The organism is Aquabacterium sp. NJ1 (genome assembly GCF_000768065.1).
GTDB lineage: Bacteria > Pseudomonadota > Gammaproteobacteria > Burkholderiales > Burkholderiaceae_C > Aquabacterium.
The window spans coordinates 2,271,988-2,295,785 of record NZ_JRKM01000001.1 but is presented as its reverse complement, the minus strand read 5'-3'; the positions used below and the strand labels follow the sequence as shown (position 1 = coordinate 2,295,785).

Sequence of the window (23,798 nt, the reverse complement as noted above, 5' to 3'; positions counted from 1 at the left end):
TCACACCGCGTAGTCCGCACGGCGCTGGCGTTCTGCCGCCACGATGGCATGCACATCGCCATCGGGCAGGCCCAGGGAAGTGAGCGCATGGGCGGTCAGCAGCAGGCCGGCTTCCAGCATCTCGGGCACCACGACGGTGGCGCCGGCTTGCAGCAGCTCCCGTGCATGCCGCTCGTCATGCGAGCGCGCGAAGATCTTCAGCTTGGGGTATTGCTGGCGCGCGTTGTGCACCACGCGCCGCGCGGCGGCGGGCTCGTCCATGGTCACGACCAGGCTGGCAGCCTTGTCCAGGCCCAGCTTGTGCAGCAGCTCCGGGCGGGCCGCGTTGCCGAAGTAGATGGGCAGGCCTTGCGCCCGCAGCCGCCCCACGCGCTCGACGTTGTGCTCCAGCGCCAGGTAGGGTACGTGTTGTTGCGCAAACACCTGGCCCAGCAGCAGCCCGACCCGGCCAAAGCCGATCACCACCACGTGGCCGCTGGTGTCCGGGATGGCCAGGCTGTGGCTGCCGGCCGTGGCTTGGGGGCGCCGGGCCGCATCCCAGCGTTGGCCCCCGTGCTGGCCCAGCCGCGCGAACAAGGGCGTCACCAGCAGGCTCAGGCTGACGACCAGCAGCATGAACTGGCCCGTGTTTGGCGCCAGCAGGCCCGTGCTCAAGGCCGAGCCGATGACGATGAAGGCGAACTCGCCGCCTTGCCCCAGCAGGGTGCCGCCCTCCAGCGCCTGGCCCCAGCTCAGGCCGCTGAGCTTGAGCAGGCCAGCGGCGATCAGCGCCTTGATGAGCAGCAGGCCCAGCACCGATGACGCGATCCACACCGGGTCACGCAGGATCTCGCGCACATCAATGCCCATGCCCACCGACATGAAGAACAGGCCCATGAGCAGGCCTTTGAAGGGCTCGATGGTCACCTCCACCTCATGGCGGTATTCGGTCTCGGCCAGCAGCAGGCCCGCCAGGAAGGCGCCCAGCGCCATGGACAGGCCCGCAGCAGCTGTGGCACCGGCGATGCTGAGCGTCACCAGCAGCGTCAAGGCCATGAAGACCTCGGACTGGCGTTGCTGCGCAAAGGTGCGAAACAAGGGTGCGATCAGCTTGCGGCCCGCCACCAGGATCACCCCCACCACCGCCACCGACAAGGCTGCCGTGGTGGCCAGTTGCGCAAACATCCCGTGTGAGTTGTCCTTGGCCAGCAGGTCCACGATGATCAGCAGGGGCACCACGGCGAAGTCCTGCATCATCAGCACGGCAAAGCAGGCCTGCCCCATGGGCGTGGCCAGCGTGCGCTGTTGCGACAACAGTTGCATGACCACGGCGGTGGACGACAGCGACAGCACCAGGCCCAGCACCAGCGACACCTCCAGGCTGTTGCCAAAGGCCCAGGCCAGCGAGCCAATGGCTGCCGCACTGAGCAGCACCTGCGCATTGCCCGTGCCGAACACCCAGCGCCGCATGGCCCACACGCGCTGCAGCGACAGCTCCAGCCCGATGAGGAACATCAGGAAGATGACACCCAGCTCGGCCAGTGCCTGCACGCCTTGCCGCCGGGGGATGGTGACCCAGGACAACCAGGGCCAGCTGTCCACCAGGCTGCCCACGCCGAAAGGCCCCACCACCACGCCGATGCACAGGAAGCCGATGACCTGGTTGATGCGAAAGCGCTGCAGCAGCGGGATGAGGATGCCCGTGAGCGTGAGGAACAACAGGGTTTCGCGCAGGAAGGGCAGGGGGACGTGGTGCTCCATCGTGGGGGGGATCAGTGCGTGTGTTCAGTGGGTGTGTTCAGGGGGTGTGTTCAGGGGGCGGGGCAGATGCCGGTTGCAGCGCGGCCAGCACCTGCCGGCTCATGCCGTGCGCCAGTTCCTGCTCCTGCACGAAGGCCTCGATGGCGAGGTCCTGGCGCAGCAGGCGCGCTTCTTCTTCGCTGGCCGCGTGCACCAGGATGCGCACCGTGTCATTGAGCTGGCGGCTCATGTCCACCAGCTGCCGGATCAGCAGGCTGTCGGGTGTGGTGATGATCAGGGCCGCCGCCCGCGCGATGTGGGCCTGGATCAGGGTGGCCGGGTCGCGCAGGTCGCCAGTCACGGCGGCCACATGGGCCTGGCGCAGCTTGTCCACCGTGTCGCGGTTTTCTTCGGCCACGACGAAGTGCACCTGCTCGGCTTGCAGGCGCTCGGCGATCTGCTGGCCGATGCTGCCGTAGCCCACCAGCACCACCTGGCCGGTCAGGCGGGCCGGGTCCACCGTGGTGGGCAATTGCGCCAGTGGGTCGTCGCGCGCTTCCAGCCGGCGCGCGAAGGCCGAGCGTTCACGGATCCAGTTCAGCGCGGGCTCCAGCGCCCCGAAGAGCGCGCTGTTGACGGCGATCGACACCAGGGCGCCGGCCAGGATCAGGTCCTGCCCTTCCTTTTGCAGCAGGCCCAGCGACACGCCCAGGCCGGCCAGGATGAAAGAAAACTCGCCGATCTGCGCCAGGCTGGCGCCCACGGTGAGCGCGGTGTTGAGCGGGTAACGGAACAGCAGCACCAGGCCCACGGCGGCCAGCGTCTTGCCCACCAGGATGATGGTCACCGTCAGCAGCAGCTTGCCCGGTGACTGCCACAGCACGGAGGGGTCGAACAGCATGCCCACGGACACGAAGAACAGCACGGCGAAGGCGTCACGCAAGGGCAGGGATTCGTCGGCGGCGCGGTGGCTGAAGGGCGAGGCCTGCATCATCATGCCGGCAAAAAAAGCACCCAGCGCGAAGGACACATCGAACAGCTTGGCCGCCCCAAAAGCCACGCCCACGGCGGTGGCCACCACGCACAGCGTGAACAGCTCGCGCGAGCCCGAGCTGGCCACCCACCACAGCACCTTGGGGAAGACCTTGCGGCCCACCAGCAGCATGGTGGCGACAAAACCCATGACCTTGGCCAGTGTGATCGCAATGGTCAGCCAAAGCGCCGGGGCCTGGGGTGAGGCCGCGGCTTGGCCCGTTGCTGTGGCCGCAGTCGAGCCCGGTTGCATCATGGCGGCAAAGGCCGGCAGCAGCACCAGCACCAGCACCATGACCAGGTCTTCCACCACCAGCCAGCCCACCGCGATGCGACCGTTGACCGAGTCGATCAGGCCGCGTGCCTCCAGTGCCCGCAGCAGCACCACGGTGCTGGCCACCGACAGGCACAGGCCGAACACCAGCGCGCCGCCCCAGGCCCAGCCCCAGGCATGCGCCGTGACAGCGCCCAGGGCCACGGCCACCAGGATCTGCACGACCGCCCCGGGGATGGCGATGCGCCGCACGGCCAGCAGGTCGGCCACCGAGAAGTGCAGGCCCACGCCGAACATCAGCAGCATCACGCCGATCTCGGCCAGTTGCGCGGCCAGGTGCACATCGGCCACGAAGCCCGGTGTGGTCGGCCCGATCACCACGCCGGCCATCAGGTAGCCCACCAGCGGCGGCATGCGCAGGCGCGTGGCGATGAGGCCCATCACCAGGGCCAGGCCGAAGCCGGTGGCGATGGTCGAGATCAGGCTGACGTCATGGGGCATGGGCTCAGAGGTCCTGGTCTTGTTGATAAGGGGGCAGGGCGGCGCCGCAGTGCCAGCAGAACTGGGCCTCGGCGGTGTGGCCTTCGGTCAGGCAGTGCGGGCAGGTGCGGGTGGTGGGGCGCGCCCCGCCATGCTCGCGCTGCGCCGCCATCTCGGCCGTCACGATGCCGGTGGGCACGGCCAGCACGCTCCAGCCCAGCAGCATCATCAAGGCCGATATCAAGCGCCCGAAGTCCGTCCTGGGGGTGATGTCGCCAAAGCCCACCGTGGTCATGGTGGTCACAGCCCAGTACATGGCCGTGGGGATGCTGGTGAAGCCATTGGCCGAGCCCTCGACCACGTACATCACCGTGCCCATGATGAGCACCACCATCATCACGAAGGTCAGAAAGACCATGATCTTGCGGCGGCTGGCCCGCAGCGCCACGGCCAGGGCCGTGTACTCGGCGACATAGCTGCCCAGCTTGAGCACCCGGAAGATGCGCAGCAGGCGCAGGATGCGCACGTCCATGAGGGCGCTGGCTTCGGGCATCAACAGCGCGAAGTAGGTGGGCAGGATGGACAGCAGGTCGATCAGCCCGAAGAAGCTCAGGGCGTAGGCCAGCGGGCGGCGCACGCACAGCAGGCGCAGCAGGTACTCCAGCGTGAACAGGCCGGTGAAGACCCACTCCAGCACGTCGAAGGCCAGGCCCCAGCGCGCCTGGATGCGGGCCACGCTGTCGAGCGTGACCACGCCCACGCTCAGCAGGATCAGGGCGATCAGGGTCTTGTCAAAGGCCCGCCCTTCGCGGGTATCGGCCTCGAAGATGATGGTGTACAGGCGCAGGCGCCAGCCACGCAAGGGCTTGTCCAGGTGGTCCTTGTTCATGGGGTGGTTATACGTCAGGTCGGCAGGATCCAGACATGATCCCGGCAAGTCCTTAAAATGGCGGGATGAACACCCCCGCCACCCTCGCGCCCGTCGCCCGCCGCCCCTACACCCGCGCAGCCCAGCTGCCAGAGATCATGCGCCAGCGCATCGTGGTGCTGGACGGCGCCATGGGCACCATGATCCAGCGCTACAAGCTGGGCGAGGCCGATTACCGGGGCACGCGCTTTGCCGAGCACGGCAAGGACCTCAAGGGCAACAACGAACTGCTGCAGCTGACCAAGCCCGAGGTGATCAGCGAGATCCACGAGAACTACCTCAAGGCCGGGGCCGACCTGATCGAGACCAATACCTTTGGCGCCACCACCGTGGCCCAGGAAGACTACGACCTGCCCGAGCTGGCCTACGAGATGAACGTGGCCGCCGCCAAACTGGCCCGCGCCGCCTGCGACAAGTACAGCACGCCCGACAAGCCCCGCTTCGTGGCCGGCGCCATTGGCCCGACCCCCAAGACGGCCAGCATCAGCCCGGACGTGAACGACCCCGGTGCCCGCAACGTCGATTTCGACACCCTGCGCCAGGCCTACTACGAGCAGGCCAAGGCCTTGCTGGAAGGCGGCTGCGACGTCATCCTGATCGAGACCATCTTCGACACGCTCAACGCCAAGGCCGCCATCTTCGCGGTGGACCAGCTGTTCGAAGACACCGGTGAGCGCCTGCCCATCATCATCTCCGGCACGGTGACGGACGCCTCCGGCCGCATCCTCTCGGGCCAGACGGTGAGCGCCTTCTGGCACTCGGTGCGCCACGCCCACCCGCTGGCCATCGGCCTGAACTGCGCCCTGGGTGCCACGCTGATGCGCCCCTACATCGAGGAACTCGCCAAGATCGCGGGCGACACCTTCATCAGCTGCTACCCCAACGCCGGCCTGCCCAACCCGATGAGCGACACGGGCTTTGATGAAACGCCCGAGATCACCGGCGGCCTGGTCGAGGAGTTTGCCAAGTCGGGCTTCCTCAACATCGCAGGGGGCTGCTGTGGCACCACGCCCGACCACATCGCGGCGATCGCCAAGCGCGTGAGCGCGTACAAGCCACGTTGCCTGCATGAAGGCAACACGGGCTTCTTGAGCGGCTTGCAGGCAGCCTGAACTCAGGCCGCCTTGAAGAAACCCAGCAGGTTCCCCAGCTGGGCGGACTGGGCGTTCATGGTGTCGGCGGTGCTGGCCAGCTTCTGCGACGTCGCGTTGTTCTGCCCGGCGATCTCGTGCAGCCGCACGATGACGGTGTTGAGCTGCGTCACGCCTTGCGATTGCTCGGCCGAGCTGGTCGCGATCGCTTGAACCAGGGTGGAGGTCTGCTGGATGGCCGGCACGATGTCGCCCAGCAGCTTGCCGGCGTGCTCGGCCAGGTTCACGCTGCTGTCGGCCACCTGGCTGATCTCCATGGCCGCTTCCTGTGCGCGTTCGGCCAGCTTGCGCACCTCGTCGGCCACCACGCCAAAGCCCTTGCCGTGCTCGCCGGCGCGGGCGGCTTCCAATGCGGCGTTGAGCGCCAGCAGGTTGGTGCGGTAGGCGATGTCGTCGATGATGCTGATCGAGTCGGCGATGCGCTTCATCGCGTTCACCGTGTCCTTGACGGCTTCACCGCCTTGGGCGGCATCGGCCGATGATTGCGCGGCCACGCTGTCGGTCTGCTGCGCGTTGGCGGCGTTCTGCTCGATGGCCGCACGGATCTGCTCGATCGAGCTGCTGGTGGCGGCCACGCCTTGTGTCTGCTCGGCCGTGGCCGTGCTGAGGCTCTGGGCCGTGCGGGCCACGTCGGACGCGGCCAGCGACAGTGAGGCCGAGGCCTGGTGCACATCGGCCACGATGCTGGCCACGTTGCCCGTCATGGTGTGCACCGCGTGCAGCAGGCGGCCCGTTTCCGTGTGCCAGTTGTCGATGCGCTGCAGGCGCACATCACCGGCAGCGACCACCTGGCAGACGCGCACGGCTTGCTCCAGCGGGCGGAAGATGGCCGAGCGCACCAGGTAGCCCAGGTACAGCGTGGCAGCCAGTCCGGCGCCCAGCCATGCTGGTTGAGGCACGGCCGTCGTCCTGGTGTAGAGGCCCAGCAGGCACAGCGCCAGCAGGCCGAACAGGGCGAAGATGCGCGCCTGCAGGCTCGGCTGGCCCAGGCGGATCAGCCAGCCCGGCAGGCCCGCACGAACCACGCTGCCTTCCTTGATGGTCAGGCCCTTGGCGCGTCCTTCACGCATTTCGCGGTACACCTGTTCCGCCTCTTCCACCTGCGCGCGTGAAGCCTTGGTGCGCAAGGACATGTAGCCCACGATCTCATCGCCCTCCCAGATCGGGTTGGCATTGGCTTCGACCCAGTAGAAGTCGCCGTTCTTGCAACGGTTCTTGACCATGCCGCGCCAGGGCTTGCCGCGCTGCAGCGTCTGCCACAGGTCGGCAAAGGCCTCGGGGGGCATGTCCGGGTGGCGGATGACGTTGTGGGCCTTGCCCAGCAGGTCGTTCTCATCAAAGCCGCTGATCTCCATGAAGGGGCGGTTGATGTAGGTGATGCGGCCTTTGAGGTCCGTCTTGGAGACGATGTATTGCCCATCTTCCAGATGGCGCTCCACATCGGTCACGGGCAGGTTCTTGCGCACGGGGCAGCTTTCGACAAAGAGAGGGATAGAGGAGAGGGGTCAGCGGCCGTTGACGATGGCGGCCGGGATGGCGTGCAGCGGCAGTTCGCGCTCCACCCCACCGAGCTTCATGGCTTCCTTGGGCATGCCGTAGACCACGCAGCTTTCTTCGTCCTGGCCCAGGGTGCGGGCACCGGCCTCGCGCATTTCCTTGAGGCCGCGGGCGCCGTCATCGCCCATGCCGGTCATGATCACGCCCAGGGCATTGCGGCCAGCGGCGCGCGCCACGGAGCGAAACAGCACGTCCACCGAGGGGCGGTGGCGGCTCACAGGCGGGCCATCGACCACGGCCACACGGTACTGTGCGCCATTGCGCTCCAGCACCAGGTGGCGCCCACCAGGGGCGATCAGGGCCAGGCCGGTGTGCACGCGGTCGCCGTGCACGGCTTCGCGCACTTCGATGTCGCACACCGTGTTGAGGCGCTGCGCAAAGGCCGCGGTGAAGGCCTCGGGCATGTGCTGCACGATGACCAGGCCGGGGCTGTCCACCGGCAGGGCGCTGAGCACGGCCTCCAGGGCCTGTGTGCCGCCGGTGGAGGTGCCCAGGGCCACCACTCGGTCGGTGGTTTCGCTCATCGCGCGCTGGCTGCCCGTGGCCGAAGGCAGGATGGCATCGGCCGATAACTTGGCGGGTGCGGGCGCCAGCTTGGGGCCACCGGCCATGCGCCGCACGCGCGCCTGCGCCGCGGCCTTGACCACGGCCACCAGGTCGTCGGACTCTTCCAGCAGGTACTGCTTGAGGTTGGCCTTGGGCTTGGCCACGATGCTCACGGCACCGGCGCCCATGGCCTGCATGGTGGTCTCGGCGCCTTTGGTGGTCAGCGTCGAGCAGATCACCACCGGCGTGGGGCGCTCGGCCATGATCTTGCGCAGGAAGGTCAGCCCGTCCATGCGCGGCATCTCCACATCCAGCACGATCACGTCCGGCCACTCCTTGGCCATCTTGTCCATGGCAAAGACCGGGTCGGCCGCCGTGCCCATGACCTCGATGGCACGGTCGGCGGCCAGGCGTTGCGTCAACACCTGCCGCACAACGGCCGAGTCATCAACGATCAGGACACGGATGGGTTTGTTCATGGTCCGTCTGCAGGGGAGTCTTTTTCGGATGGTGACATGCCGTGGAGCGCCGAGATCTCGTCAACAGACAGGACTTTGCCCAGCTCCAGCAGGATCACGAAGCCGTTGTTGACCTTGGCCATGCCGCTGATGAAATCCGCCCGGATGCGCGTGCCAAAGCTGGGGGTGGGTTCGATGTGGGCCGCGTCGATCTGGCGCACCGCGCTGACCGCGTCCACGATGATGCCCAGCACCTGGGTTTGGTCCTCGACCTGCACTTCCAGTATCACGATGCAGGTGCGCCGGGACGTTTCGGTGCGCGCGCGGCCAAAGCGGGCGTTGAGGTCGATCACGGGCACGACGGCGCCACGCAGGTTGATCACGCCGCGGATGAAGGCCGGCATCATCGGCACGGCGGTGAGGTTGCCGTATTCGATGATCTCGCGCACGCGCAGGGTGCCCACGGCAAATTGCTCGTTGCCGAGACCAAAGATCAGGTACTGGCTGACCATGCCCGACTTCGCGCCGGTGGCTGGCGTGCTGTGGGGGGTGGCGACCGGAGAAAGGGTGGCAGTGCTCATGGCCTCAGTCCTCGAACTTGACGAACTCTTGGGCGTTCACGACGGGGGCCGGGTCATGTTTGCGCTTGCCTGGCACCTGCCGGCCCGCGGCAGGCCGGGCCATGCGCGCGAACGCCTGTGTCGCGACAGCCGCGGCAGGTCGCTGGAGGGTTTCGGTGGTGAAGAAGTTCATCAGTTCCTGCAATTGCTCGGCCTGCCCGCTCATTTCTTCGGCTGTTGCGGCCAGTTCTTCAGAGGAGCTGGAGTTTTCTTGTGTAAGTTGTGACAACTGGGTCACGGCCGTGTTGATCTGGTTGATGCCGGTGGCCTGCTCATTGGACGCCGAGGCGATTTCCTGCACCAGGTCCGAGGTCTTGGCGATCGAGGGCACGATGGTGTCCAGCAGCTGCCCGGCGCGTTCGGCCAGCGACACGCTGGACTTGGCCACCTCGCCGATCTCTTGTGCGGCCTCCTGGCTGCGTTCGGCCAGCTTGCGCACCTCGTCGGCCACGACGGCAAAGCCCTTGCCGTGCTCGCCCGCACGGGCGGCTTCGATGGCGGCATTGAGCGCCAGCAGGTTGGTCTGGTAGGCGATGTCGTCGACGATGCTGATCTTGTCGGCAATCGTCTTCATGGCCACCACGGTGTCCTTGACAGCCTGGCCACCTTCCACGGCTTCCTTGGCGGCCTTGCTGGACAGGCCTTCGGTCACCTGGGCGTTCTCGGCGTTCTGTTGAACCGAGCTGGCGGCCTGTTCGATCGTGGCGGAGGTTTCTTCCACGCTGGAGGCCTGCTCGGCGGCGCCCTGGCTGATGCTCTGCGCGGTGGCCGACACCTGCTCGGCCGCGGCCGACAGCGCGTTGGACGAGCTGCGCACATCGCCAATGATCTGCGACAGGCGCTCGGTCATGCCCTTGATGGCCGCCAGCATGCTGGTGCTGTCGCCGGGCTTGACCTCGACCTTCACGGTCAGGTCGCCCTGCGCCACGCGGCTCACCACATCGGCGGCATAAGCGGGTTCACCACCGAGTTGCTTGATCAGGCTGCGGGCGATGGTCCAGCCGATCAGGGTGATGACGGCCAGGGTGGCGGCCGAGACGGCCAGCGAGATGGTGTTGGCCGCTTGCTGGGTGGCGGCGGCCTCATCGGCTGCCCGCGTACCGATTTCCTTGTTGTACTGCCGGTGCTCGTCGAAGACGGCGATCATCTTGGCAATGGCGGCCTGGTTGGCGTTCAGGTGTTCCACGGCAGCGGCATTCTTGCCTTCATCGTCCAGCTTGACGGCCGTCGCGCGAACGGTCATGAAGTCAGCCACCGCTGCGCGATCAGCAGCCAGCAAAGCCTTGTCCTTGTCGTCGGCCAGGAGCGCTTCGTACTTTTTCAAGGTGTCTTCGACCTTGGCCAGGCTGGCCGCGACCACCTTGTCGTTCTCGACGTTGTGCGCCGGGTCGCTATCGGCAATGCGGCGCCACGTGCGCACGCGGATGTTGGCGGACGCGTCCGAGGCCTCTGCAATCAAGAGCAGGCTGGGCACCACATTGACGTTGGCATAGTTGGCGCCGTCATACACCTTGTTCATCTGGACCCTGGCGACACCCGCCAGCACGGCAATGCCGATCACGGCGGACAGAACAAGCAGGATGAACTTCTGGGCAACGGTCAAAGACTTCATGTCGACTTTCCTTCCAGGGACTTCTTGTGCGTGAGGGAAACCCATACGGGTAGGCGTGTGAAGGTCTTCGGCACAAAAATGGGGCGGCTTGATGTGGCACAAGCGCCCCTTGACGACTAATGCACATCCACGTCGCAAACAGGGCTTTAAAAGCAGAAACGGGCCGCCGATGGACGGCAGCCCGTCAGGCTTCTTGAGTGATTTGTTCGCGCCGTGCGCGTCATGTGATGAGCAGGCTCACTCCTGGCGCTTGAAGTAGATCGAGGGCTTGACCAGTTGCAGCTGGTCGGTGACGCCATGCAGGCTCTCCGAATGGCTGATGAAGAAGTAGCCGCCCGGGCGCAACAGCGGCAGCAGGCGGGCCACCACCTGGCGCTTGGTTTCCATCGTGAAGTAGATCATCACGTTGCGCAGGAAGATGATGTCGAAGCTGCCCAGATCCGGCAGCGGCGCGCACAGGTTGATGGACTCGAAGCGCACCCGTTCGCGAATGGGCTTGTCTATCATGAAGCGGCCTTGCTGGCTGCCCACGCCCTTGAGGCAGTACTTGGCACGCAGGGCACGCGGGATGTTCTCGGCATCCTCCATCGGGTAGAGCGCCTGTTGCGCCGTTTGCAGTACACGCGAGCTGATGTCGGAGGCCAGGATGTCGAAACGCATGTGGCCCAGTGACTCGGCCAGCGTCATGGCGATGGTGTAGGGCTCTTCACCGGTCGAGCTGGCGCCGCACCAGACCCGCAGGGGCGACTGTGTGCGCATGGCCGGGGCCACGGTGTGCGCCAGGAACTCGAAGTGCTTGGGCTCGCGAAAGAAGTAGGTCTCGTTGGTGGTCAACAAGTCCAGGGCCATCTGGCGTTCGCCCTTGTCGGCCTGGATCAGCTTGAAGTAATCGCCATAACTGTCCAGCGCGTGCTGCGCCAGGCGCTTGGCCAGGCGCCCGCTCACCAGCGGCTTCTTGGCCTCGGTGAGGTTGATGCCCGCCATGTCGAACATCATCTGGCTGAAGCTCTTGAACTCCTTGTCGGTCAAGGTCGGTGTCATGCGGCCCTCACGCGTCGCTGTGTTGCGGCTCGTGGCCGGCGCCCATGCCATTGAGCATCGAGATCTCGTCGACCGACAGCACCTTGCCCAGGTCCAGCAGGATCACGAAGTTGTTGTTGACCTTGGCCATGCCGTCGATGAAATCGGCGCGGATGCGCGTGCCGAAGCTGGGCGGCGGTTCGATGTGGGCGCTGTCGATCTGGCGCACGGCGCTGACGGCGTCCACCACGATGCCCAGCACATGCGTGTCTTCTTCAGACTGCACCTCCAGGATCACGATGCAGGTGCGCCGCGAGGTTTCTGTGCGGGCACGCCCGAAGCGGGCGTTGAGGTCGATCACGGGCACCACGGCGCCGCGCAGGTTGATCACGCCGCGGATGAAGGACGGCATCATCGGGACGGAGGTCAGGTTGCCGTACTCGATGATCTCTCGCACGCGCAAGGTGCCCACGGCGAAAAGCTCGCCGCCCAGGCTGAAGATCAGGTACTGGCTGACCATGCCAGGCTTGGTGGTGGGGGTCAGGGTGGCTTGGCTCATGGCATCAGTCCTCGAACTTGACGAAATCTTGGGTGTTCACGGGGGCGTTGTCGTGCTTGCGTTTGCCCGTGCGCGGCGGGCGCGCCTGTGGCGCTGACACAGCGGCCGAACGGGCGACGCGCTTGATCGTGTGCGCCGCCGCTGCGCCACTGCTGTGGTGTGTGTCGGTCTTGAAGTAGCCCATCAGCTCTTGCAGTTGCTCGGCCTGGCTGCTCATCTCTTCGGCCGTGGCCGCCAGCTCTTCCGATGAACTGGAGTTCTCTTGCGTGAGCTGCGACAGCTGGGTCACCGCGGTGTTGATCTGGCCAATGCCCGACGACTGTTCATCGGATGCCGAGGCGATTTCCTGCACCAGGTCCGATGTCTTGGCGATCGTGGGCACGATGGCGTCGAGCAGCACACCCGCGCGCTCGGCCAGCGCCACGCTGGACTTGGCGACCTCGCCAATCTCCTGTGCGGCTTCCTGGCTGCGCTCGGCCAGCTTGCGCACCTCGTCGGCCACCACCGCAAAGCCCTTGCCGTGCTCGCCGGCGCGGGCCGCTTCGATGGCGGCGTTCAAAGCCAGCAGATTGGTCTGGTAGGCGATGTCATCCACGATGCCGATCTTGTCGGCAATCGTCTTCATGGCCACCACCGTGTCCTTGACGGCTTGCCCGCCCTCGTCGGCTTCCTTGGAAGCCTTGCTGGACATGCCTTCGGTGACCTTGGCGTTCTCGGCGTTCTGCTGCACCGAGCTGGTCATCTGCTCGATCGAAGCCGATGTCTCTTCCACACTGGAGGCCTGCTCGCTGGCGCCCTGGCTGATGCTCTGCGCCGTGGCCGAAACCTGCTCGGCCGCCACGGACAGCGCGTCCGACGAGGTGCGCACATCACCGATGATCTGCGACAGGCGGTCCCGCATGCGCTTGATCGCAGCCAGCATGCTGGTCTCGTCGTTGGCGGCCAGCTGCACCTCGACGGTCAGGTCGCCGTCTGCCACGCGGTTGACGATGTCGCTCACGTAAGCGGGTTCACCGCCCAGCTGCTTGAGGATGCTGCGTGTGATCCAGGCGCCGGCCAGCAACAAGGCCACCAGCATGGCCACACCGCCGCCCACCATCTTGGCCTTGGCGGAGGCGACCTCGTGGTCACCATCCTTGACCGCCTCATCGCCCACCCTCACGTTCAGCGCCACGATCTTGTCCAGCGTGTCGTTGCTGGCCTTGTAGAGGCCTTCCACGGCGTTGGCGCGCTTGTAGAAGTCGACGAACAGCTCCTTCTGACGCTTCTCGTCGGTGTTGGTGCTCAGTGCGGCCATGGTGTCGTCCACCTTGGCTTCAGCGGCCTTCCAGTCTTCGAACTGCTTGATGTACAGCTTCCAGAGCTGCTCTTCCTCGGCCGTTTGCGGCAAGGGTTCATACAGCTTCCAGCCCTCGTTGACGCGCTTCCAGATGTCGGCCTTTTCCTTGATCTCGGCGGCAAACTTGTCCTGCGCGTGGAAGTCGTTTTCGTAGAAGGCCACGCGGCGGGTGCTGGCCAGGATGGAGGCCGAGCCTTCATTGACCATCTCCAGGCCCAGCACCGATGGCAGGCGGACCTTGCCGACCTCGGCCAGCGCATTGGACGTCCCGACCAGCCCGAACCAGCCGATGGCGCCCACGATGGCCAGCGACAGCAAGGCCATGGACAGCAAGCTGATCAGCTTGGCTTTGAGTGAGAGTTGGCTCATGACGAAAGCCCTTCCAGTTGTGATGCTCGTTGATCGGGTGTGTTGGCCTTGTGGCTGGTTTCACACCGTTTGGGGAGCCCGGAAATGCCCTGGGCCTGAAGGCCCGCCGTGCTCGTGCTGGGGACTGCTGAGATGCTGCTTGACGAAGACGGCATCAGCCGTCGAATCTGACGAACTCCTGCGGGTCGGCGGGGGCGCCTTCCAGGACGCGCCCGTTGCGATGGTGGTGGTTGCTGTGGCGGGATCTGCTCTGCGATGCCAGGCGTGCCGTCTGCGTGGCGCGAACAATGGCCTGCTGCGCGTGGCTGGCGTGCGAAGCGGATGCAGAGGTGGTGAAGAAGGTCATCAGCTCCTGCAGCTGCTCGGCCTGGCCGCTCATCTCTTCGGCTGTGGCTGCCAGCTCTTCCGAGGCGCTGGAGTTTTCCTGCGTGAGTTGCGACAGCTGGGTGATGGCGGTGTTGATCTGGCCGATGCCCGAGGACTGTTCATCGGAGGCCGAGGCGATCTCCTGCACCAGGTCCGAGGTCTTGGCGATCGAGGGCACAATGGTGTCGAGCAGTTGCCCCGCGCGCTCGGCCAGGTGCACGCTGTTCTTGGCGACCTGGCCGATCTCCTGTGCAGCCTCCTGGCTGCGCTCGGCCAGCTTGCGCACCTCGTCGGCCACCACGGCAAAGCCCTTGCCATGTTCACCGGCACGGGCCGCTTCAATGGCCGCATTCAAGGCCAGCAGGTTGGTCTGGTAGGCAATGTCGTCCACGATGGTGATCTTGTCGGCGATCAGCTTCATGGCCTGCACGGTTTCCTTCACGGCCTGGCCGCCGTCCACCGCTTCCTTGGAAGCCTTGCTGGACATGCCTTCGGTGACGCGGGCGTTCTCGGCGTTCTGCTGCACAGAGCTGGCCATCTCTTCCATCGCCGACGAGGTCTCTTCCACACTCGCGGCTTGCTGGCTGGCGCCCATGCTGATGCTCTGTGCGGTGGATGACACCTGCTCTGCGGCGGCTGACAGCGCGTCCGACGACGAGCGGACCTCGCCGATGATCTGCGACAGGCGTTCGGCCATGCCCTTGATGGCGGCCAGCATGCTGCTGCTGTCGCCCGGCTTGACCTGCACCTGCACCGACAGGTCACCCTGGGCGATGCGGCTCACCACGTCGGCCGCATAGGCAGGCTCGCCCCCCAGTTGCTTGATCAGGCTGCGTGCAATGACGAAGCCGATCACGCTGATCACCACCAGGGTGAGCGTGGACACCGCCAACGCGGTGTTGAACGCCACGTGCTGGATCTTGACGGCCTCATCGGCACCGGCCTGGCCCAGGTCCGCATTGAACTGGCGATGTTCGTTGATGACTTCGGCCACACGGTTGAAGATGGCGCGTTTCGCGACGGCCACCCCCATGGCTTCTTCGCGCTTGCCTGCCAGTGCCAGTGCGGCCAGTTCATCGCGGGCCGACAGGTAGTCACGCATGGCGGCCTTGTCGGCCTCAAAGAGTGCCTTGTCCTTGTCGTTGGCCAGCGTGGCCTCGTACTCCTTCATGGCCGCATCGAACTTCGGCACCATGGCGCTGATGTCCTGGTTGGCCTGCTCCACGCGGCTCTTGTCGGTGTAGGCCATCATCTGCCAGCTGCGCAGGCGGATGGTCGTGAGGACATCATTGGCCTTGTCCAGCGCCTTGAAGGCGGGTACGGTGTTGACCGTGCCGAAGCTGGCTGCGTCATACACCTTCTGCATTTGCAAGATGGCCACGCCGGACAGGGCCGCAATGCCGATCAGGGCAGACAGCACAAGCAGAACAAACTTTTGGGCGACGGTCAGCGACCTCATGGTTTCAATCCTATGGACAGGGATGCAATGTGTGGGCAGCCCTTCGAACCAAAGGGCATCGGGTGGCGCGCTGGCTTATTCAGCGTCTTGCAGGGCCGCTCGACGAGCGGGCAGCTGCCTGGGGTGGAACCCCGCCTCGCTCTGTTGGGTGACCTGGTTGACCAGGTTGGGCACGTCGAGCAGCAGCGCCACGGCGCCACTGCCCAGGATGGTGAAGCCGCCCACGCCGCGCACGTGCTGGAACACTTTGCCCAGCGGCTTGATGACGGTCTGCAACTCGCCCATGAGCTGGTCCACGACCAGGCCCACGCGCTTGCCACCACCTTGCACCACCACCACGTTCTGGCGGCGGCCGGGCTCGCCTTCGATCTCGTACAGCTCGCGCAGGCGCACCAGGGGCAGCACCTCGCCGCGCAGGTCCAGCCAGTCCTTGTCGGTGGCTTGCTGGCGCGACATCTCGATGCACTCCACCACCATGCTCAAAGGCACCACGTAAGAGGACTTGCCCACACCCAGCAAGAAGCCGTCGATGATGGCCAGCGTCAGCGGCAGGCGGATGCACACGGTGGTGCCCACGCCCTCGGTGCTGCGCAGGTCGATGGTGCCGCGCAAGGCATTGATGCTGCGCTTGACCACGTCCATGCCCACACCGCGGCCCGAGAGGTTGCTGACCTGTTCGGCCGTGGAGAAGCCCGGCTGGAACACCAGGTTGAAGATGTCCTTGTCGCTGAGCACCGCGTCCGGGGCCACCAGGCCACGCTCGATGCCCTTCTTGAGGATGCGTTCCTTGGCCAGGCCACCCCCGTCGTCGCTGACTTCGATGACCACCTGGCCGGCCTCGTGCTGCGCATGCAGGCTGACCGTGCCTTGGGCAGGCTTGCCTGCTGCTGCACGACGCTCGGCCGATTCGATGCCATGGTCCATGGCGTTGCGCACCAGGTGGGTCAGCGGGTCGGCCAGCTTTTCCACCACGGTCTTGTCGAGTTCGGTCTCGGCGCCGCTGATCTTCAGGGCGATGTCCTTGTTCAGTTCCTGGCTGACGTCACGCACCACACGCTGGAAGCGGTTGAAGGTGCCAGCGATCTGCACCATGCGCAGGTTCAGGGCCGAGTCGCGCACCTCTTCCATCAGGCGGCTGACGGCCGAGGTGGCTTGCGTGAGGTCCTTGATCTTGTGCTTGCGCGCGATCAGGTGGGCACCGGCGCCCGCGATGATCAGCTCACCGACCAGGTCGATCAGGTGGTCCAGCTTGGCTGCGTCCACGCGCAACAGGTTGGTGTCGCTCTGGCGGGATTCACGCGCCTTGCTTTGCTTGACCAGGGCGGCGTCCACCACATCGGGGTGCACCTGCGCGCGCTCGATCAGCATCTGGCCCAGCGGCTCGACGGGGCGGCCTTCGTGGCCGGACACGGTCTGTTCATCCAGGGCTGCGTCCAGCTCGGCACGGGTCAGCGTGCCGCAGCGGATCAGGATCTCGCCCAGGCGCAGGTCGGACTCGGGCAGCGCGGCGATCAGGTCGGTGTACTCGCTGATCCGGCTGCGCGGCGGCAGGATGCGGATCTGGCTGTCCTCGCGCACGAACTCGAAGGCGCCTTCGATGCTGGCCTTGTCGGCCTGGCTGCGAAAGCCGATCTCGAAGCCCAGGTGGCATTCATCGGGGTCCAGCTCGGACAGCGGCGGCACGTTCTCCACCAGGGTGACGATGTGCACGATCTCGCCCAGCGTGGTCAGGAAGCGCACGAAGCTCAAGGGGTCGAAGCCCTCGCGCATGGTGTCGCGGCCAAAGCGGATCGAGATGTGCCAGTTGTCGGTGTCGACACGACCGGGCTCGGCGCCTGCAGCCTGTGCTGGCGCGTCATGCGGGGCAGCGGGCGTGGCCTCTGGCTGGTGGGCGCTCGCGCCGGGGGAGCCGGCGGCGCGCAGCACGGCTTCCATGCGCGCCGTCAGGCTGGCGCCCGCGCGGGTGCAGGCCTCGTCGGCCTCCAGCTCATTGGCGATGAGCTCGACCAGCGCGTGGATGTGGTCGGCCACCGCCAGGAAGAGGTTGGCCAGCGCGCCATCAAAGCGGATGCGCCCTTTGCGCACGTCATCGAGCACGTTCTCGGCCACATGCGTGAAGGCCACGATGTCGTTGAGGCCGAAGATGCCGGCCGAGCCTTTGATCGTGTGGGCCGCGCGGAAGATCGCGTTGATGGTTTCCGCATCATCGGGTTGCTGCTCGATGTGCAGCAAGGCCTCTTCCATGCGTTCCAGCAGTTCGCGGCTTTCGGTGATGAAGGCCTGCAGGGCTTCGTCCATTTTCATGCTGTGTGCTCCAGCTGCTCGGCGCCGCAGGCGTCAAACTCATGGGTCAGGTCGGTCAGCTTCAGCGCCTCTTCGACCTGGGGTGGGGCGGCCAGCAGCGTGATGGCCGAGCCGTGCTTGCGTGCCTCGCGTTGCGCGGCCAGCAGCAGCTGGATGCCCGCGCCATCGACTTCCGACACGCCACCCAGGTCAATCTGCAGCGCTTGCCCTTCGCCCAGGGCGGCCAGCAGGCGGGTCTTGAGCTCGTGCACGGTGAACACCGTGAGCTCGCCCTCGATCTTCAGCGGCGCGCTCATGGCATCACCAGCTTGGAGACCACGCTCAGCAGCTGAGGCGGCATGAAGGGCTTGACGATCCAGGCCTTGGCGCCAGCGGCCTTGCCCTTTTCCTTCTTGTCGTCGCCGGTCTCGGTGGTCAGCATCACCACCGGGGTGTACTTGTAGGCCGCCATCTGCTTCATCGCCGTGACAAAGCCGAAGCCGTCCAGATTGGGCATGTTCACGTCGCTGATGACCAGGTGGTACTTGCGGCCGTCCAGCTTGGTCAGGGCCTGTTTGCCGTCTTCGGCCTCGACCACATCGAAGCCCGCGCCGGTCAGGGCGATGCGCACGGCCGTGCGCAGCGACGAGGAGTCATCCACAACAAGAATGGTTTTGCTCATGATCTGGACATCCCTTTAAAAGAAAGTGGTGGAATCGTCGGCCGCACTGGCGGCGCTCATCAATTGCGGTAGCTCGATGGGACGGCCGTCGTGCGCGGCCTGCTCTTCAGGGGTGGTGTAGGTCGCGCGCAGCTGATCCAGCCACTCGGTGGCGCGCAGGTCACGCCCCGTGTTGATCGCCGTCAGCAGCAGCTCCTGGTTCGCGCAGGTGTGCTGCAGCATCTGGCTGATGCGGTCCTGGGACTGCACGGCCACCAGCACCTCGTTGATCTCTTCTCGGATGGTCTGGCTTTCCTGCATCAGGCTTTGCGTGCTGGCGATCACATCGCTGGCGGTGGCATTGATGCGCTGCACGACGCCTTCGATGGTCGTGCTGGCCTTGCCCATCAGGGCCTTGTCGTGCTCGGTGAACGTGTCGTAGCTGTTGCGGGCGCGGTTGATGGCCTCGCTGACCTGGCCGATGACCTGGCTGATGCGCTCACCCGTCTGGCCCGACTCGTGCGACAGCAGGCGCACCTCCTTGGCCACCACGGCGAAACCGCGGCCACTTTCACCCGCGCGAGCGGCCTCGATGGCCGCGTTGATGGACAGCAGATTGGTCTGGCGGGCGATGGCGCCCACCTCGGTGGCCATGTCCTGCAACTGGCCGACAAACTGGGTGACGGCCACCACCTCGTGCAGCAACTGGCCGCGTAGCTCCAGCGCGGCGCGCAGGTCGTGCAGCAGGCCGGTCAGCTGGCTTTGCGCGTCCGACAGGGCCTGCACCAGGTCGCCGTCCTGGCCGCCTTGGGTGGACTGGTCGATGGTGGAGCACAGGCGCTGCGACATGCCCGCAAAGCGCTGCGTCAGCACGTCCATCGCATGCGTCAGTTGCTGACGCGCGGCATGCATTTGCCGTGACCAGATCGGCAGCACGGCCGTGCACAAGGCCTTGACGGGTGCATCGGGTGCCGACGCCGCGGCCTGCGACGGGCTGGCCGCCTCGCGGCGCACGCGCCGCTTCATGCCAGGCAAAGCGCCGCACAACAGCAAGCTGAGTGCGGCAAAGACCAGCGTGATGGGCCAGGCCATGGAAGGCGTGGCCAGTGACAGGTGAATACTCAGCGTTCCCAGTGTGGCGATGGACAGCCCTTGCCACAAGGGTGACGTGTGCGATTTGTCCTCACCGACTGGTGCGACCGCCGCAGCTGTCAGTCCCATATTGATGCTCCTGCGAATAGGCGTAGGTGCTATTCGTCAAAAGCGCGAGGGTCTTGAAGGGCTGATTGCCGCTTTTCAGCAATATTTCAAGCTGCGTGCAATATGGCGCGTCTGGCGGCTTGTAAAACCCCAATGCCAACGGCCATGCATGGTGCATTTCGCACGGTTTTGGCTACAACTGTGTCTGGCGCGGTGACAAAAGATTGCCGATAGTAATAAGTGATTGACTTGGCGCTTTGTGTTGAAAGCCATTATTGGCGGGGTATTTGTCGTGAATATTGCGACTTTCTGGTGAATAAGCCTGTGCTTTAATCCCATGGATCAGCTATTTCCATGCAGTCATGCTTCCCAAATCACTTGCTCTGATTGACGACGACAAGGAGTACGCAGAGTTCCTGGCGCAGTACCTTCAGGAGCAGGGCGTGCGTGTCGACGTCTTTTCCGACAGCAACGACCTGTTGGTGCACGCCGATCCCTACGGCTACCAGTTCTACCTGGTGGACCTGATGCTGCCGGGCATCGACGGGGTGGACCTCATCAAGTTGCTGCGCCGCCGTACCAGTGCCGGCCTGCTGGTGGTGTCGGGCCGCCTGGCGCCCGATGTCTTCAAGGACGTCATCAGCGCCGGCGCCGACATGTACCTGACCAAGCCTGTTCAGTTCGAGCAGGTGGTGCTGGCCATCAAGGCCGTGCACCGGCGCGTGGGCGCCATCAGCCACACCCAGGGCGAGTGGCGCCTGGAGCGCCGCACCGGCCAGCTCGTGGCGCCTGATGGCGCACGGGTTGACCTCAGCGACATCGACCAGGCGCTCATGGAGTGCTTCATCGAAGCGCAAGGTGAAGTCGTCAGCCGCGAGACCTTGCGCCAGCGCATCGGCCGCCCCGATGACCAGGACGCCTCCGACGGCCTCAACGCCACCATCTACCGCCTGCGCCGGCGCATCGAGCGTGCCACACCGCTGCTGGTGCCCCTGCAGTCCCGCTCGCGCGTCGGTTATGTGTTCCGCGCGCCCCTGACGGCGGTCTGACGCAGCCTGGCCGGCTGAGCCCGCTCGGCCTCAGTGCCCGGGCGTCTGGATCAGCATCAGGCGCAGGGTCGCACCTTGCGGCCCGTTGTCGAGCAGGCTGACCTGGCCGCCGTGCAACTCCATCACCCGCTTGACGATGTACAGCCCCAGGCCGTGGCCGGTCTGGTGGGCGTGGTGGCCGTGCGCGCCCCGTTCAAACAAGGCCGGCAGCACGGTGGCCTCCACCCCGGGGCCTTCGTCTTTCACATCGATGACCAGGGCCAGTGGCTCGTCCGAGTCGCTGATCCGGATCGTGACCGGTCTGTCGGCCGGGCTGAACTTCAAGGCGTTGGACAGCAGGTTGCGCAGCGCCAGCCGCATCAGGCTCATGTCCATCATGGCGGTGCGCGTGCTGGTCTCGCGGACGATGTGGACGCGGGCCTGTTGCTCGAGGGGCATGTCGGCGATGGCCACGGCCAGCAGCGTGTCGATGTCGGTGTCCTGGCAACTGGCCGGGGTGGCGCGTGCCAGCAGGGCGGCCACCGCCAGGGTGTTGTCGATGTTGGCCATCACCTGGCGCATCACGTTCTGGGCCCGAGTGACACGTTGTGCGGCGGCGTGGTCGCTCACGGCCGCCAGCGCCGCCTGTGCGCTTTGCAGGGCGGCTGAAGCATTGTTCAGCGGCTGCCTGACCTCATGGGCCAGCACATCCAGCATCTCGCTGCGCTCCTTGAGCAGGCGGTCGAGCTCCTGCACCTGCTGCTCGATGCGCTTGCGCAGCGTCTGCTCCTGGTGCAGCTCGGCCTCGCGCTGGCGCAACTCGGTGATGTCCTGTACGGCGCCAAACAACCGCACGGGTTTGCCATCCGTGTACGCGACCTCACCGAAGCTGCGCACCCAGATCGGGCGCCCTTTGGCCGTGATCACGGGCAGCACCGTGTCCCAGGGCTGGCCGGTGGCGATGGTGTGCTCGACCAGCTTGCTCGCTTCCTCGCGGGCCTCCGGCGCGACAAACGCCATCGCCTCCGTGCGGGAGGGCTGATGCCCCAGCGGCACCTCGTAAATGCGGCAAACCTGGTCCGACCACTTGTGCGTGCTGGTGAGCAGGTCGACCTCCCAGCCGCCCACGCAGGCGACGCGCCCCGTGCGGTCCAGGAAGGCCTCGCTGTCGCGCAAGGCCATCTCCACGGCCTTGATGTGCGTGATCTCGGTGACCTGCACCATGAAACCTTGCACCACGCCATCGACGATGTCGGGGATGTAGTGCGCCAGGCTGTGGCGCTGCACGCCGTCGGGGCCCGGCACCACGCGTTCGAAGACCTGTTCCTGGCCGCCCAGCACACCGCGGACGTAGCGCTCGTTGAGGGGGAACAGGCGCGGGCCGAGCAGGTCGGGCATGTGGATGCCGATGATCTGCTCGGGTGACAGGCCGAACCAGGTCTTGTAGGCCTTGTTGGCGAAGCGGCAGCGCAGCTCCTTGTCCCAGTAGGCCAGCATGGACGGCAGGTGGTCGACCACCCGACGCATGTGCCGGTTGACGTCCTCGGGGTCGATGGGAGGCAGGGGCTGCGGCAGCGGTGGGGTGTCAGTCGCCATACGGGTCGTCGAAGCCCAGGGCGGCCATGATCTCGCGTTCACGTGCCTCCATGGCTTCGGCCTCCTTCTTCTTCATGTGGTCCCAACCCTGCGCGTGCAGGGCACCGTGCACCAGCATGTGGGCGTAGTGGGCCTCCAGTGTCTTGCCCTGTTCATCGGCTTCGCGCTCGATCACCGGTGCGCAGATGATGAGGTCGGCCATGACCACGGGCTCCTGTGCGTAATCGAAGGTCAGCACATTGGTGGCGTAGTCCTTCTTGCGGAAGTCCTTGTTGAGGGCGCGGCCCTCTTCTTCGTCCACCAGGCGCACGGCGAACTCGGCATCGGTGTCCAGCGCCGCCTTGAGCCAGCGGGCCACCTTGTGGCGGGGCAGGGTGTCGCGGTGGCGCTTGTCGGCAAATTGCAGGCTCAGGCTCAGGGTCGGTTTCATGCGTGGTCGTCGGCAGAAGGTTCGGTCGGGGGCTTGGTGCCTGGGCGGCCTTGGCGGCTGGTGCTGCCCGGGTCGGGTTCGGCAGACTGGGCTGCATCGTAGGCCTCCACGATGCGGGCCACCAGCGGGTGGCGCACCACGTCGGCCGAGGTGAAGCGCGTGAAGGCCACGCCCTTGACCCGCTTGAGGATGCGTTCGGCGTCGATCAGGCCGCTTTTGGCGCCACGGGGCAGGTCGATCTGGCTCACGTCACCGGTCACCACGGCGCGCGCGCCAAAGCCGATGCGGGTGAGGAACATCTTCATCTGCTCGGGCGTGGTGTTCTGGGCTTCGTCCAGGATCACGAAGGCGTGGTTGAGCGTGCGCCCGCGCATGAAGGCCAGCGGGGCGATCTCGATGAGGCCTTTCTCGAAGGCCTTGGTGACGCGGTCAAAACCCATCAGGTCATACAGCGCGTCGTACAGTGGGCGCAGGTACGGGTCCACCTTCTGGGTCAGGTCCCCGGGCAGGAAGCCCAGGCGTTCACCGGCCTCCACCGCCGGGCGAGTCAGCACGATGCGCTGCACGGCGCTGCGCTCCAGGGCATCGACCGCGCAGGCCACCGCCAGGAAGGTCTTGCCGGTGCCGGCTGGGCCGATGCCGAAGCTCAGGTCGTGCGACAGGATCTGGCGCAGGTACTGCACCTGGTTGGGCGTGCGGCCATGCAGGTCGGCACGGCGGGTGTGCAGGGTGGGGCCGTCGGCTTCTTCGTCGGGCAGGGGCTCTGCGTGCTCCGCGCCGGCCGCTTGAGGGTGGCGGGCGCGCTGCTGGGCCGCCAGGCTGGAGGTGATGGCCAGCTGCACCAGCTCGGCGCTGATGGGCTTGGCGCTGCGCGCGTACAGCGAATCCAGCAACTCGACCACCTGCTGGGGCACGCCGCGTGCGCCTTCGATGCGGAATTGCTCGCCACGCCGCGTCATGGTCACGCCGAAGGCCGCCTCGATGGTGCGCAGGTGTTCGTCCAGCGGGCCGCACAAGTGGGCCAGGCGGGTGTTGTCAGGGGGAGAAAAGCTGTGCCGCAGTTGCATGAAAGCCCCGGAATGGAGAGAAAGCATGCAAATTGTCTCCTGCC

Annotated in this window: 19 protein-coding genes and 1 pseudogene; 2 read left to right on the top strand and 18 right to left on the bottom strand. The window is 65.9% G+C overall.

Annotation, left to right across the window (positions count from 1 at the left end; all coding sequences use genetic code 11):
* The 3 genes from JY96_RS09895 to JY96_RS09885 are packed head-to-tail and all read right to left on the bottom strand — an operon-like array spanning position 1 to position 4,394.
* A complete protein-coding gene (locus JY96_RS09895) occupies positions 1-1,740 on the bottom strand; it encodes a cation:proton antiporter (protein WP_035037032.1) in 1,740 nt (579 codons plus the stop codon).
* Positions 1,741-1,777: 37 nt separating this feature from the next.
* Positions 1,778-3,526 (bottom strand): cation:proton antiporter, encoded by a 1,749-nt coding sequence (locus tag JY96_RS09890; protein ID WP_035037029.1) that lies wholly within the window; start codon positions 3,524-3,526, stop codon positions 1,778-1,780.
* A 4-nt stretch (positions 3,527-3,530) separates the two neighbouring features.
* Complete coding sequence (locus JY96_RS09885) at positions 3,531-4,394, bottom strand: ion transporter (RefSeq protein ID WP_035037026.1); 864 nt, start codon at positions 4,392-4,394, stop codon at positions 3,531-3,533.
* Between the two features lie 65 nt (positions 4,395-4,459).
* Between JY96_RS09885 and JY96_RS09880 the strand changes: the two genes are divergently transcribed.
* The gene (locus JY96_RS09880) at positions 4,460-5,545 is read left to right on the top strand and encodes a homocysteine S-methyltransferase family protein (protein WP_052162352.1); all 1,086 of its coding nucleotides are present in this window, start codon (positions 4,460-4,462) and stop codon (positions 5,543-5,545) included.
* A gap of 2 nt (positions 5,546-5,547) precedes the next feature.
* Here JY96_RS09880 and JY96_RS09875 read toward each other — a convergent pair whose 3' ends face one another.
* From JY96_RS09875 to JY96_RS09820, 12 genes and pseudogenes are all read right to left on the bottom strand, one after another.
* Positions 5,548-7,050: a methyl-accepting chemotaxis protein gene (locus JY96_RS09875; RefSeq protein WP_035037023.1), complete on the bottom strand. Its 1,503-nt coding sequence runs from the start codon at positions 7,048-7,050 to the stop codon at positions 5,548-5,550.
* A 39-nt stretch (positions 7,051-7,089) separates the two neighbouring features.
* Positions 7,090-8,166: a chemotaxis response regulator protein-glutamate methylesterase gene (locus JY96_RS09870; protein ID WP_035037020.1), complete on the bottom strand. Its 1,077-nt coding sequence runs from the start codon at positions 8,164-8,166 to the stop codon at positions 7,090-7,092.
* Positions 8,163-8,726, bottom strand: coding sequence for a chemotaxis protein CheW (locus tag JY96_RS09865; protein ID WP_035037017.1), 564 nt, complete (start codon positions 8,724-8,726; stop codon positions 8,163-8,165). Before JY96_RS09865 ends, JY96_RS09870 begins: the two co-directional genes overlap by 4 nt.
* A gap of 265 nt (positions 8,727-8,991) precedes the next feature.
* Positions 8,992-10,356: pseudogene (locus JY96_RS09860) on the bottom strand (methyl-accepting chemotaxis protein); the annotation flags it as partial.
* 258 nt (positions 10,357-10,614) lie between these two features.
* On the bottom strand, positions 10,615-11,418 hold the full coding sequence (locus JY96_RS09855; RefSeq protein WP_035042104.1) for a protein-glutamate O-methyltransferase CheR: 804 nt from the start codon (positions 11,416-11,418) through the stop codon (positions 10,615-10,617).
* 7 nt (positions 11,419-11,425) lie between these two features.
* The gene (locus JY96_RS09850) at positions 11,426-11,956 is read right to left on the bottom strand and encodes a chemotaxis protein CheW (protein WP_035037014.1); all 531 of its coding nucleotides are present in this window, start codon (positions 11,954-11,956) and stop codon (positions 11,426-11,428) included.
* 4 nt (positions 11,957-11,960) lie between these two features.
* Positions 11,961-13,664, bottom strand: a complete 1,704-nt coding sequence (locus JY96_RS22175) for a methyl-accepting chemotaxis protein (RefSeq protein WP_152606437.1) — start codon at positions 13,662-13,664, stop codon at positions 11,961-11,963.
* A gap of 154 nt (positions 13,665-13,818) precedes the next feature.
* Positions 13,819-15,489, bottom strand: coding sequence for a methyl-accepting chemotaxis protein (locus JY96_RS09840; protein ID WP_081961168.1), 1,671 nt, complete (start codon positions 15,487-15,489; stop codon positions 13,819-13,821).
* 75 nt (positions 15,490-15,564) lie between these two features.
* Complete coding sequence (locus JY96_RS09835; RefSeq protein ID WP_035037013.1) at positions 15,565-17,793, bottom strand: chemotaxis protein CheA; 2,229 nt, start codon at positions 17,791-17,793, stop codon at positions 15,565-15,567.
* The gene (locus JY96_RS09830; protein WP_035037011.1) at positions 17,790-18,089 is read right to left on the bottom strand and encodes a lipid asymmetry maintenance protein MlaB; all 300 of its coding nucleotides are present in this window, start codon (positions 18,087-18,089) and stop codon (positions 17,790-17,792) included. Before JY96_RS09830 ends, JY96_RS09835 begins: the two co-directional genes overlap by 4 nt.
* Positions 18,086-18,454, bottom strand: a complete 369-nt coding sequence (locus JY96_RS09825; protein WP_035037008.1) for a response regulator — start codon at positions 18,452-18,454, stop codon at positions 18,086-18,088. Before JY96_RS09825 ends, JY96_RS09830 begins: the two co-directional genes overlap by 4 nt.
* Before the next feature lie 15 nt (positions 18,455-18,469).
* Positions 18,470-19,654, bottom strand: coding sequence for a methyl-accepting chemotaxis protein (locus JY96_RS09820; RefSeq protein ID WP_052162351.1), 1,185 nt, complete (start codon positions 19,652-19,654; stop codon positions 18,470-18,472).
* A 341-nt stretch (positions 19,655-19,995) separates the two neighbouring features.
* On the opposite strand from JY96_RS09820, the gene JY96_RS09815 reads away from it, so the two are divergent.
* Positions 19,996-20,682, top strand: a complete 687-nt coding sequence (locus tag JY96_RS09815; RefSeq protein WP_035037005.1) for a response regulator transcription factor — start codon at positions 19,996-19,998, stop codon at positions 20,680-20,682.
* 30 nt (positions 20,683-20,712) lie between these two features.
* Here JY96_RS09815 and JY96_RS22170 read toward each other — a convergent pair whose 3' ends face one another.
* From JY96_RS22170 to JY96_RS09800, 3 genes are read right to left on the bottom strand one after another with little or no spacing between them, the layout of a single operon-like run.
* Positions 20,713-22,257 carry a PAS domain-containing protein gene (locus JY96_RS22170; protein WP_052162350.1) on the bottom strand — a complete coding sequence of 515 codons (1,545 nt, stop codon included), beginning with the start codon at positions 22,255-22,257 and terminating at the stop codon, positions 20,713-20,715.
* Positions 22,247-22,687 carry an rRNA maturation RNase YbeY gene (gene ybeY / locus JY96_RS09805; RefSeq protein ID WP_035037003.1) on the bottom strand — a complete coding sequence of 147 codons (441 nt, stop codon included), beginning with the start codon at positions 22,685-22,687 and terminating at the stop codon, positions 22,247-22,249. Before ybeY ends, JY96_RS22170 begins: the two co-directional genes overlap by 11 nt.
* A complete protein-coding gene (locus JY96_RS09800; protein WP_369796139.1) occupies positions 22,684-23,781 on the bottom strand; it encodes a PhoH family protein in 1,098 nt (365 codons plus the stop codon). Before JY96_RS09800 ends, ybeY begins: the two co-directional genes overlap by 4 nt.
* Positions 23,782-23,798: the final 17 nt, after the last annotated feature.

What these genes read in the sequence shown, in the direction of transcription:
- JY96_RS09895 (WP_035037032.1), bottom strand. Translation starts at nt 1,740, where the DNA reads ATGGAGCACCACGTCCCCCTGCCCTTCCTGCGCGAAACCCTGTTGTTC.
- JY96_RS09890 (WP_035037029.1), bottom strand. Translation starts at nt 3,526, where the DNA reads ATGCCCCATGACGTCAGCCTGATCTCGACCATCGCCACCGGCTTCGGC.
- JY96_RS09885 (WP_035037026.1), bottom strand. Translation starts at nt 4,394, where the DNA reads ATGAACAAGGACCACCTGGACAAGCCCTTGCGTGGCTGGCGCCTGCGC.
- JY96_RS09880 (WP_052162352.1), top strand. Translation starts at nt 4,460, where the DNA reads ATGAACACCCCCGCCACCCTCGCGCCCGTCGCCCGCCGCCCCTACACC.
- JY96_RS09870 (WP_035037020.1), bottom strand. Translation starts at nt 8,166, where the DNA reads ATGAACAAACCCATCCGTGTCCTGATCGTTGATGACTCGGCCGTTGTG.
- JY96_RS09865 (WP_035037017.1), bottom strand. Translation starts at nt 8,726, where the DNA reads ATGAGCACTGCCACCCTTTCTCCGGTCGCCACCCCCCACAGCACGCCA.
- JY96_RS09855 (WP_035042104.1), bottom strand. Translation starts at nt 11,418, where the DNA reads ATGACACCGACCTTGACCGACAAGGAGTTCAAGAGCTTCAGCCAGATG.
- JY96_RS09850 (WP_035037014.1), bottom strand. Translation starts at nt 11,956, where the DNA reads ATGAGCCAAGCCACCCTGACCCCCACCACCAAGCCTGGCATGGTCAGC.
- JY96_RS22175 (WP_152606437.1), bottom strand. Translation starts at nt 13,664, where the DNA reads ATGAGCCAACTCTCACTCAAAGCCAAGCTGATCAGCTTGCTGTCCATG.
- JY96_RS09840 (WP_081961168.1), bottom strand. Translation starts at nt 15,489, where the DNA reads ATGAGGTCGCTGACCGTCGCCCAAAAGTTTGTTCTGCTTGTGCTGTCT.
- JY96_RS09835 (WP_035037013.1), bottom strand. Translation starts at nt 17,793, where the DNA reads ATGAAAATGGACGAAGCCCTGCAGGCCTTCATCACCGAAAGCCGCGAA.
- JY96_RS09830 (WP_035037011.1), bottom strand. Translation starts at nt 18,089, where the DNA reads ATGAGCGCGCCGCTGAAGATCGAGGGCGAGCTCACGGTGTTCACCGTG.
- JY96_RS09825 (WP_035037008.1), bottom strand. Translation starts at nt 18,454, where the DNA reads ATGAGCAAAACCATTCTTGTTGTGGATGACTCCTCGTCGCTGCGCACG.
- JY96_RS09820 (WP_052162351.1), bottom strand. Translation starts at nt 19,654, where the DNA reads ATGGGACTGACAGCTGCGGCGGTCGCACCAGTCGGTGAGGACAAATCG.
- JY96_RS09815 (WP_035037005.1), top strand. Translation starts at nt 19,996, where the DNA reads ATGCTTCCCAAATCACTTGCTCTGATTGACGACGACAAGGAGTACGCA.
- JY96_RS22170 (WP_052162350.1), bottom strand. Translation starts at nt 22,257, where the DNA reads ATGGCGACTGACACCCCACCGCTGCCGCAGCCCCTGCCTCCCATCGAC.
- ybeY (WP_035037003.1), bottom strand. Translation starts at nt 22,687, where the DNA reads ATGAAACCGACCCTGAGCCTGAGCCTGCAATTTGCCGACAAGCGCCAC.
- JY96_RS09800 (WP_369796139.1), bottom strand. Translation starts at nt 23,781, where the DNA reads ATGCTTTCTCTCCATTCCGGGGCTTTCATGCAACTGCGGCACAGCTTT.